This is a genomic window from Zoogloea sp. GW822-FHT05C07 (genome assembly GCF_058800215.1).
In genome coordinates, this window is record NZ_CM179510.1 from 4,036,579 (window position 1) to 4,047,344 (window position 10,766).

General features: G+C 71.3%; 4 protein-coding genes. All 4 read left to right on the top strand.

What is annotated here, in order from left to right; all coding sequences use genetic code 11:
* Nucleotides 1-4 precede the first annotated feature (4 nt).
* The 4 genes from AC3QL2_RS18630 (at nucleotide 5) to recD (ending at nucleotide 10,764) form a co-directional block, all read left to right on the top strand.
* On the top strand, nucleotides 5-1,282 hold the full coding sequence (locus AC3QL2_RS18630; RefSeq protein ID WP_493235200.1) for an FCSD flavin-binding domain-containing protein: 1,278 nt from the start codon (nucleotides 5-7) through the stop codon (nucleotides 1,280-1,282).
* Between the two features lie 205 nt (nucleotides 1,283-1,487).
* Complete coding sequence (recC, locus tag AC3QL2_RS18635) at nucleotides 1,488-5,033, top strand: exodeoxyribonuclease V subunit gamma (protein WP_493235199.1); 3,546 nt, start codon at nucleotides 1,488-1,490, stop codon at nucleotides 5,031-5,033.
* Nucleotides 5,030-8,698, top strand: a complete 3,669-nt coding sequence (recB, locus tag AC3QL2_RS18640) for an exodeoxyribonuclease V subunit beta (protein ID WP_493235198.1) — start codon at nucleotides 5,030-5,032, stop codon at nucleotides 8,696-8,698. Before recC ends, recB begins: the two co-directional genes overlap by 4 nt.
* Nucleotides 8,695-10,764 (top strand): exodeoxyribonuclease V subunit alpha, encoded by a 2,070-nt coding sequence (gene recD, locus AC3QL2_RS18645; RefSeq protein ID WP_493235197.1) that lies wholly within the window; start codon nucleotides 8,695-8,697, stop codon nucleotides 10,762-10,764. The genes recB and recD overlap by 4 nt, the downstream gene beginning before the upstream one ends.
* Nucleotides 10,765-10,766 lie beyond the last annotated feature (2 nt).

The window sequence follows — 10,766 nt, forward strand, 5'->3', positions numbered from 1 at the left end:
GGGCATGCTGAAGCGACGCGATTTCCTGAAGACTGCTGGCCTGGCCGGTGGCAGCTTATTGTTGCCGGGGCTGTCCGGTCGTGCGCTGGCCGCCAAGCCCCGTGCCCACGTGGTGGTGGTCGGCGGCGGCTACGGCGGCGCGACGGCCGCCAAGTACCTGCGCATGTGGAGCGGCGGGGCGGTGGACGTGACGCTGGTGGAGCGCGATCCGCAGTTCATCTCCTGCCCGATCTCCAACCTGGTGATTGGCGGCGTCAAGACCTTGGCCGACATCACCTTGGGCTACGAGGGCCTGCGCGACACCTGGGGCGTGAAGGTGGTGAAGGACGAGGTGACCGCCATCGACCCGGCGGCGCGCACGCTGCGCCTGGCTGCCGGCGGCACGCTGTCGTGGGACCGCCTGGTGCTGTCGCCGGGCGTCGATTTCCAGTTCGACCAGGTGCCGGGCCTGGACAGCGAGGCCGCCCGCGCGCGCATCCTGCATGCCTGGAAGGCCGGCGCCCAGACCGTCGCGCTGCGCGCGCAGCTGGAAGCCATGCCCGACGGCGGCGTGTATGCGCTGACCATCCCGCTGGCGCCGTACCGCTGCCCGCCGGGCCCTTACGAGCGGGCCTGCGTGGTGGCCGACTACTTCCGCCGCGCCAAGCCGAAATCCAAGGTGCTGGTGCTCGACGCCAACGCCGAGATCATCTCCAAGAAGGCGCTGTTCACGCAGGCCTTCGCCCGCTACAAGGGCATCCTCGAATACCGCCCCAACAGCGCGCTGCGCGAGGTGGACGCGGCCAGCCGCACGGCGCTGCTGGACTTCGAGAACGTGCAGGCCGACGTGCTCAACGTGGTGCCGCCCCAGCGCGCCGGCGCCATCGCGGCCCAGGCTGGCCTCAAGCTCATCAACGGCCGCTGGGTGGACATCGACTGGCAGACTTTTGAGTCGGTGAACACGCCCGGCGTGCATGTGCTCGGCGATGCGATCTTCCCGGCGCCGACGATGCCCAAGTCCGGCCACATGGCCAACCAGCACGCCAAGGTGGCGGCCGCGGCGATCCTCCGCCTGCTCGCCGGCGAGGCGCCCAATCCGGCGCCGGTGGTGATGAACACCTGCTACAGCTTCGTCGACGCGAGCCACGTGATCCACGTCAGCTCGGTGCACCAGTACGACGCGGCCCAGCGCACCGTGCTGCCGGTGGCCGGCGCCGGTGGCGTGTCTGCCGAGGCCAGCGAACAGGAAGGCCGCTACGCGCTGGCCTGGGCGCACAACATCTGGGCCGACATGCTGGCCTGAGAGCGGCGTTTCCCGGGCGTGCGACACGGGTTGTCGTACGCCCGTGTCTCAATCCCCGTCATGAACATGAACCTGTCAGTGCTGAGGCTGCGGTGCGTCACAAAGGGTGAGCCCGTGCGGGCTTGCTCCGCTGTGGGGGCGAATGCATGCGCCCGCCGATTTGTTCAACCGAGCCCATTGCTGCCCTGATCTCCCGGAGACCTCCTTGATCGCCAATCCGCTGCCCACCGGCCTGATGCTGGTCCATGGCAACCACCCCGAAGCGCTGCGCGACCTGCTCGTCACGTGGAGCCGCCGCTACCCGCTCGCACCGCTGGAGACCGAGACCCTGCTGGTGCACAGCAACGGTATCGCCCAGTGGCTGCGCCTGGCGCTGGCTGAGGACGCGGACGGGGAGTTCGGTGGCGGTTGCGGCATTGCCGCGGCGCTGGACATGTCGCTGCCGTCGCGCTTCCTGTGGCAGGCCTACCGGGCCGTACTGGGCTTCGACGCGGTGCCGGAGAGTTCGCCCTTCGACAAACCACTGCTGGTGTGGCGCCTGATGCGCCTGTTGCCGGGAGTGATGGCAGCACCGGATTACGCGCCGCTGCGCCGCTTCCTGGCCTCCGACGCCGACCTGCGCAAGCGCTTCCAGCTCGCCGAACGGCTGGCTGACCTGTTCGACCAGTACCAGGTGTACCGCGCCGACTGGCTGGCCGCCTGGGCGGACGACGAGGATGTGCTGATCCGCGCCAACGGTGATCGTCCGCCGCTGCCCGACGAGCAGCGCTGGCAGGCCAGCCTGTGGCGCGCGCTGCTCGACGACGTGGCGGCCGTCGGCGACGGCGGCGCGCTGGCCGGGCAGGGGCGGGCGGCGGTGCACGAGGCCTTCCTGCGCCGCGTCGAGGCGTGGCCGGAGGAAGACGGCCGGCCGGCCGGGCTGCCGCGCCGGGTGATGATCTTCGGCATCTCGGCGATGCCGCGCCAGTCCCTCGAAGTGCTGGCCGCACTGTCCCGGTGGACCCAGGTGCTGATGTGCGTGCATAACCCTTGCGAGCACTTCTGGGCCGACATCGTCGCCGACAAGGACCTGCTGCGCGCCACCCACAACCGCCAGCGTCGCCGCGCCGGCATGCCCGCCGAGGTGTCGGACGAGAACCTGCACCTGCACGCCCATCCGCTGCTGGCCGCGTGGGGCAAGCAGGGGCGCGACTTTATCGGCCTGCTCGACGAGCACGACAGCGATTCCGCCCGCGAAGGCTACCTGCAGCACTTCGTGGACATCCGCCAGCGCATCGACCTGTTTGCGCCCCACGGGCAGGAGCGCCTGCTCAACCAGCTGCAGGACGACGTCCGCGACCTGCGCCCGCTGGCCGAGACGCAGGCCCGCTGGCCGGCGGTGGCGCCGGACGACGAGTCGATCCGTTTCCACATCGCCCACAGCCCGCAGCGGGAAGTGGAGATTCTCCACGACCAGCTGCTCTCCGCCTTCAACGCCGACGCCACGCTGCGCCCGCGCGACGTGATCGTGATGGTGCCGGACATCGACGCCTACGCGCCGCACATCCAGGCGGTGTTCGGGCTGATGGACAGCAGCGACCCGCGCTTCATCCCGTTCAGCATTGCCGACCAGGGGCGGCGCCAGCACGATCCGCTGGTCAATGCCATCGACAAGCTGCTGGGGCTGCCGACTTCGCGGGTGGCGGTCAGCGACGTGCTGGACCTGCTGGAAGTGCCGGCCCTGCGCCGCCGTTTCGCCATCGCCGAGGACGACCTGCCGCTGCTGCACCGCTGGATCCACGGCGCCCGCGTGCGCTGGGGCCTGCACGCCGAGCACCGGCAAAGCCTCGAACTGCCGGTCGCGCTGGACGGCAACAGCTGGCTGTTCGGCCTGCGCCGCATGCTGCTCGGCTACGCGGTGGGGGGCACCGGCGGCGCGTGGCAGGACATCGAGCCCTACGACGAGATCGGCGGCCTCGATGCTGCGCTGCTGGGGCCGCTGGCCACGCTGCTCGACCGCCTGGAGGCGAGTTGGCGCGTGCTCGCCAGCCCGGCCACCGTGCCCGAGTGGTGCCTGAGACTGCGTCAGCTGCTGGCCGACTTCTTCGACGCCGAAGACAGCGGCGACGCCTACACGCTGCAGCAGCTCGACGCGGCGCTGGAGACCTGGCAACAGGCCTGCGAGCAGGCCCGCCTGGACGATCCGCTGCCGCTGGCAGTGGTCGGCGAGCACTGGCTGGCCCAGCTCGACGACGGCAGCCTGTCGCAGCGCTTCTTCGCCGGTTCGGTGACCTTCGCGACGCTGATGCCGATGCGCGCGATTCCCTTCCGCCAGGTCTGCCTGCTCGGCCTCAACGACGGCGACTATCCGCGCACCCGTGTGCCGATGGACTTCGACCTGATGGGCCGCGACTACCGCCCCGGCGACCGCTCCCGCCGCGAGGACGACCGCTACCTGTTCCTTGAAGCCCTGCTGTCGGCACGGGAGCGCCTGCTGATCTCGTGGGTCGGGCGCAGCATCAACGACAACACCGTGCGCCCGCCGTCGGTACTGGTCGGCCAGCTGCGCGATCACCTGGCTGCCGGCTGGAGGCTGGCCGGAGCAGGGCCGGACGACAAGGACGCGCTGCTCAAGGCGCTGACCGTCGAGCACCGCCTGCAGCCCTTCAGCCCGGACTACTTTCCGGCCGACCCGCAGCGCGGGCCGCTGTTCACCTACGCCAACGAATGGCGCATCGCCGACGACCGGCCCGCGGCGGGAGGCGCATTGCCGCCGCTGCAGCGCGACGAGCCGCTGCGCCTGGCCGACCTGGGTGGCTTCCTGCGCGATCCGGTGAAGCAGTTCTTCCGCCAGCGCCTGCATGTGGATTTCGACATGGACGACCCGGCCAGCGACGACCAGGAGCCCTTCGACCTGGACGGTCTGCAGCGCTGGAGCCTGTGGAACGAACTGATCGGCCTGCAGGCTGCCGCCGTGCACGCCGACGAGGACCGGGCGCAGGCGCTGGAGGATGGCCTGGCCCGCCTGCGCCGGCGAGGCGAACTGCCCGCCGCAGCCTTCGCCGAGCTGATGGCCGCCGACCTGGCCAAGCCGATGGACGACCTGTTCCAGCGCTACGAAGAAGGCCTGCAACGCTGGCCGGACGAGCCCGGCGAAGACGAGGAATTGCGTTATTTCAGCGAGGCCACCGGCCTGCGTGTGGAGGACTGGCTGGCCGGCATCCGCACGGACACCGCCAACAATCGCGGCCGTGTGGTGCTGGAGAGCAGCGATGTGGTGAAGAAGGGCCAGTACCAGCGTCACCATCTGGTCCGCCACTGGGTTGCCCACCTGGCCGCCCATGTGGCCGGCGGGCCGCTGACGACGCTGGTGGTCAGCAAGGCCGGCAGCGTCGAGCTCGATCCGCTGGACCCGAAGGAGGCCGCCCATCACCTGGAGAACCTGCTGACGGCGTGGCTCGAAGGCCAGGGTCGTCCGCTGCCGCTGGCGGTGAAGACGGCCTTCGCGTGGCTGAAGCACGCCCCCAGCGAGGATGCGGAAGCCATGGACAAGGCCCGCAAGGACGCCACTACGGCCTACGAGGGCGACGGTTATCAGAGCGACGGCGAGCTGGGTTCCAGCGCCTACCTGCAACGGGCCTGGCCCAGTTTTGCGGCGCTGGCAGAGGACGGCGACTTCGCGCGGCTGGCGACCAGCCTGCTGCGTCCGCTCTACCTCGCCACCTTCGCCAAGAAGAAAGACAAGGCCGCCGCCGGCGGAGAGCAAGCATGAACCCGATTTCCTCGACTCCCGCGGACCTCGCGCCGCTGCGCTTTCCGCTGTCCGGCAGCCGCCTCATCGAGGCCAGCGCCGGCACCGGCAAGACCTTCACGATCGCCGCGCTGTACGTGCGCCTGGTGCTCGGCCATGGCGCCGACGGCGCGGCCTTCGGGCGCCCGCTGACGCCGCCGGAGATCCTCGTCGTCACCTTCACGGACGCGGCTACCAAGGAACTGCGCGACCGCATCCGCGCCCGTCTGGCCGAGGCGGCCGGCTACTTCCTCGCCGATCCGGCGGAAGTGGTATCGGACATCGAGCCCGGCAAGGATCTGCTCTACGACCTGCGCGCCGACTACCCGCCGGAAGCCTGGCCCGGCTGCGCGCGCAAGCTGCAACTGGCCGCCGAGTGGATGGACGAGGCGGCGGTGTCGACCATCCACGGCTGGTGCAACCGAATGCTGCGCGAGCACGCCTTCGACAGCGACAGCCTGTTTACGCAGACCCTCGAAACCAACCAGGACGAACTGCTGGCCGAGGTGGTGCGCGACTACTGGCGCAGCTTCATGTATCCGCTGCACGTGGAAGCGGCCCGCGCGGTGAATGGCTGGTGGGGGTCGCCCGAAGCGTTGCAGGGCGAGGTGAAGCAGCTCCTGCTGCACGCCGACCTGCTGGGCGAGGCGGCTGCGCCGGCTGATTGCGTGGCCGCCGCCGAGGCGGAGAAGCAGCGCCAGCTGGCGTTGCTGAAAGCGCCGTGGAGCGACTGGGTGGAGGAGCTGCGCGCCGTGCTCGATGCTGCCCGCGACGCCAAGCACATCAACGGAACCAAGCTCAAGAAGAACAATTACGACACTTGGCTGGATGCGCTGGCCGCCTGGCGGGACGATCCGGCCCAGCTCGGCCCGGTGCTCAACACCGGCTGGACGCGCCTGACGCCCGAGGGTATGGCGGAGGTGTGGAAGACGGACAAGGCGCCGGTGCCCGGGCATCCGGCGTTGGCGGCCATCGCCGGCCTTCAGGCCCAGCTCGCCGCGCTGCCTGACGCCCGCGACGACGTGCTGCGCCACGCCGCCCGCTGGGTCGCCCAGCGCTTCGCCGCCGAACAGGCCCGCCACGCCAAGATGGGCTTCAACGACCTGCTGACCCGCCTCGACGCGGCGCTGAGCGGCTCCAACGGCCCGCGCCTGGCCCAGGTGATCCGCGAGCAGTTCCCGGTGGCGCTGATCGACGAGTTCCAGGACACCGACGCGGTGCAGTACCGCATTTTCGACGCGGTCTATCGTGTCGCCGCCAACGACGAGAGCACCGCGCTGATCCTCATCGGCGACCCCAAGCAGGCCATCTACGCCTTCCGTGGCGCGGACATCTACACCTACCTGGCGGCCCGCGCCGCCACCGCCGGTCGGCATTACACGCTGCGGCGCAACTTCCGCTCGACCCATGCGATGGTGGCGGCGGCCAACCGCTGTTTCGCGCTGGCCGAGGAGCGCGGCGATGGAGCCGGCGCCTTCCTGTTCCGCAGCGATGCCGGCAACCCGGTGCCCTTCCTGCCCGCCGAGGCCAATGGCCGCGACGACGTGCTGCAGGCGGAAGGTGCCGAACTGCCGGCGCTGAACCTGTGGCGGCTGCCGCCCAAGGCGGACGGCAAGGCGCTGTCGAAGACCGACTACGTGTCCGCGATGGCGGAGGTCTGCGCCAGCGAGATGGTGCGTCTGCTCAAGCTCGGCCAGCAGGGCCAGGCCGGTTTCTTCGGCAAGGGTGAAGCACGCGGGTTGCGCCCGGCCGACATGGCGGTGCTGGTCAGCAGCGGCAGCGAGGCCACGGCGATCCGCGACGCGCTGGCGGCGCGCGGTGTGCGCAGTGTGTATCTGTCCGAGAAGGAGTCGGTGTTCCGGCGCCCGGAGGCGGTGGAACTGCAGCTGTGGCTGTCCGCCTGCGCCGAGCCGGACGACGGCCGCCTGCTGCGCGCCGCGCTGGCCACGCCAACGCTGGGCCTGGACTGGGCCGAGCTGGATGGCCTCAACCGGGACGAGACGGCCTGGGACGAACGCATCGACCAGTTCCGCGCCTACCGGGAATGCTGGCGGCGCCAGGGCGTGCTGCCGATGCTGCGCCGCCTGCTCAACGACTTCCGCGTGCCGGCGCGCCTGTTGGCCGGCGGTGGAGCCGGGGAGCGCAGCCTCACCGACCTGCTGCACCTGGCCGAACTCCTGCAGCAGGCCAGCCTGCTGCTCGACGGCGAGCACGCGCTGATCCGCCACCTGGCCGAACAGCGCCGGGAGGACAAGGTCGGCGGCGACACCCGCCAGGTGCGCCTGGAGAGCGACGCCGATCTTGTGAAGGTGGTGACCATCCACAAGTCCAAGGGGCTGGAGTATCCGCTGGTTTTCCTGCCCTTCGCGTGCAGCTTCCGCGCTACCAAGTCCACCGATCTGCCGCTCAAGTGGCACGACGCCGACGGCCAGCTGCAGCTGGCCCTGCAGGGCGACGACCCGGCCCAGCTGGCGCTGGCCGACCGGGAGCGCCTCGGCGAAGACCTGCGCAAGCTCTACGTGGCGCTGACTCGCGCCCGCTACGCCACCTGGGTCGGCACCGCGGCGCTGGACGGGCTGGAGCGCAGCGCCCTCGGCTACCTGCTCGGCGGTGGGCTCGATGCAGGACTGGCCGAGCTGGCTGCCGTCGACGGCATCGCGCTGTTCGACGAGCCGGAAGCCAGCGACGAACGCTATCAAGTCCGCGACACGGCACTCGTCGAAGGGGCTGCGCGTCAGCCGCTACGCGCGGTGCGCGAGCGCTGGTGGATCGCCAGCTATTCGGCGCTGCACAGCTCCGCCGGGCAGGGGCCGGACACGCCGGCGGAGGACGTCTTCCACGAGGCCGCCACGGCCCGCGCCGATGCGCCGGTGCCGGCGGCCGGCAAGACCGCCGGGGGCGGACTGCACGATTTCCCACGCGGCGCGGCGGTCGGCACCTTCCTGCACGATCTGTTCGAATGGGCCGCCAAGCAGGGCTTTGCCCGCGTCGCCGCGGCGCCGGCCCTGCTGCGCGACGCCATCGCCCGGCGCTGCGCGGCGCGCGGCTGGGAGCGCTGGATCGATCCGCTGACCGAGTGGATGCTGGCCTACCTGCAGTTGCCGCTGGTCGATGGCGACGGCGCCACGCCGCCGCTGACCCTGGCCGGCCTCGCCAACTGCGTCGCCGAGATGGAGTTCTGGATCGCCGTGCATGACGTGGACCTGCCGGCGCTGGACGCGCGGGTGCGCAGCCACACCCTCGGCGGCGCGGCGCGGCCGGTGCTCGACAAGGGCCAACTCAACGGCATGCTGAAGGGCTTCATCGACCTGCTGGTGGAGCACGACGGGCGCTATTACGTGGTGGACTACAAGTCCAACCGCCTCGGCGACGACGACGCGGCCTATACGCCGGAGGCCATGCGCGACGCGGTGTTGGCCGAGCGCTACGAGCTGCAGTACGTGCTCTACCTGCTGGCCCTGCACCGCCTGCTCAAGCTGCGCCTGCCGGACTACGACTACGACCGCCATGTGGGCGGCGCGCTCTACCTGTTCCTGCGCGGCAGCCGCGCCGCCAGCCGCGGCATCCACGCCGAGCGTCCGCCGCGGGAATTGATCGAAACCCTCGACGCATTGTTCGCCGGCACCCGCCGCCAGGAGGCCGCATGACTTTCCGTACCTACGACGACCCGGCCGCGATGAAGGCCCTGCTGGCCCGCTGGGCCGAGCAGGGCTGGCTGCGCGCGCTGGACGCGGCCTTCGCCGACTTCCTGCAGCGTGAGGCGCCGGCCGCGCCGCCGCTGCTGATCCTCGCCGCCGCGCTGGCCAGCCACCAGCTCGGCCGCGGCCATGCCTGCCTGGACCTGGGCGACACGCTGCACGATCCGGGCTTCGCGCTGTCCCTGCCGCCCGAAGGGGCCGGTGAGGCGGACGGCGCGGAACTACCGCCGCTGCCCGTGGACGTGCTCGACGGCCTGACTGTGGCGCAGTGGCTGGCGGCACTGGATTTTCCGCAACTGGTCGGTGGTGGGGCCGGCGGTGATGCGGGCAATACGCCGCTCGTGCGCGTCGGCCAGCGCGTCTATCTGCGTCGCTACTGGCAGTACGAGCGGGACGTGCAGGACGGCATCCGCCAGCGCCTGGCCGCCATGGCCGGACGCCAGCACGACTTGCCGCTGGATGCCCTGCGCGCGGCCCTCGACGTGCTGTTTCCGCCGGCGCCGGGCGTGGCCGGGCCGGACTGGCAGAAGCTGGCCTGCGCGCTGGCGGCGCGCAGCGCCTTCGCAATCGTCACCGGCGGTCCCGGCACCGGCAAGACGACGACGGTGGTGCGCCTGCTGGCGGTGCTGCAGGCGCTGGCGCTGGCCGAGCGGCCGGAGCGCCCGCTGCGCATCCGCCTGGCGGCGCCAACCGGCAAGGCGGCGGCGCGCCTCAACGAATCCATCGCCGGCGCGGTGGCCAAGCTCAAGCTCGATGGCCTGCCGGCCGGCGAGCAGGTGAGGGCGGCGATCCCGGTGGCGGTGACGACCTTGCACCGCCTGCTCGGCAGCCGGCCGGACACCCGTCATTTCCGCCACCACGTCGGCAATCCGCTGCCCCTCGAGGTGCTGGTGGTGGATGAGGCGTCGATGGTGGACCTGGAGATGATGGCCGCGCTGCTTGCCGCGCTGCCGCCGTCGGCGCGGCTGGTGCTGCTCGGCGACAAGGACCAGCTGGCGTCGGTGGAAGCCGGTGCGGTGCTCGGCGAGCTGTGCCGGCGCGCCCGCGAAGGGCATTACACGCCGGACAGCCGCACTTGGCTGGAGGCCGCCACCGGCGAGTCGATGGGTGCGGACTTGATCGACGCCGCCGGCACGCCGCTGGACCAGGCCGTCGCGATGCTGCGCCACAGCCACCGCTTCAGCGGCGACAGCGGCATCGGCCAGCTGGCGGCGGCGGTGAACGACGGCGCGGTGGAGCGTGTAGCCGGCGCGTTCGCGCATGGCTATGCCGATCTGGCGCGCATCGCGCTCGGCGGCGAAGGCGAGGCCGCGCTGCGCCGGCTGGTGGTGGACGGCGACAACGGCGCGCCGGCTGCCGCGGATGGCGAGCGGCCCCGCGGCTACCGGCACTTCCTGCGCGAGATGGCGGAACGGCGCCCGGCCGCCGGCGCGGCCCAGGATCAGCTGGACACGTGGGCGCTGCAGGTGCTCGCCGCCCACGGCCAGTTCCAGCTGCTGTGTGCGTTGCGCCGCGGCCAGTGGGGCGTCGAAGGCCTCAACCGGCGCATCGCCGGCTGGCTGCACGAGGCCGGGCTGATCCCCGCGGAGGAGGGCTGGTACGGCGGCCGGCCGGTGCTGGTGACGCGCAACGATTACGGCCTGGGCCTGATGAACGGCGACATCGGCATCACGCTGGAACTGCCGCTGGAAGGCGGCGGCACGCAGCTGCGCGTGGCCTTCCCCAGCGGCGACGGCAGCCAGGGCGTCAAGTGGGTGCTGCCGAGCCGCCTGCAGGCCGTCGAGACGGTGTATGCGCTGACGGTGCACAAGTCCCAGGGCTCGGAATTCATGCACGCGGCGCTGGTGCTGCCGGACGGGCTCAACCCGATCCTGACCCGCGAGCTGGTCTATACCGGCATCACCCGCGCTAGGCGCTGGTTCACGCTGGCCGACGCGCCGGCCTCGAAGGTGCTGGAGCGGGCCGTCGAGCGGCGCGTGCTGCGGGTGTCGGGGCTGCTCGACGGGATGGGCTGAGC

Coding starts and splice junctions, on each gene's coding strand:
- AC3QL2_RS18630 (WP_493235200.1), top strand. CDS start 5: ATGCTGAAGCGACGCGATTTCCTGAAGACTGCTGGCCTGGCCGGTGGC.
- recD (WP_493235197.1), top strand. CDS start 8,695: ATGACTTTCCGTACCTACGACGACCCGGCCGCGATGAAGGCCCTGCTG.
- recB (WP_493235198.1), top strand. CDS start 5,030: ATGAACCCGATTTCCTCGACTCCCGCGGACCTCGCGCCGCTGCGCTTT.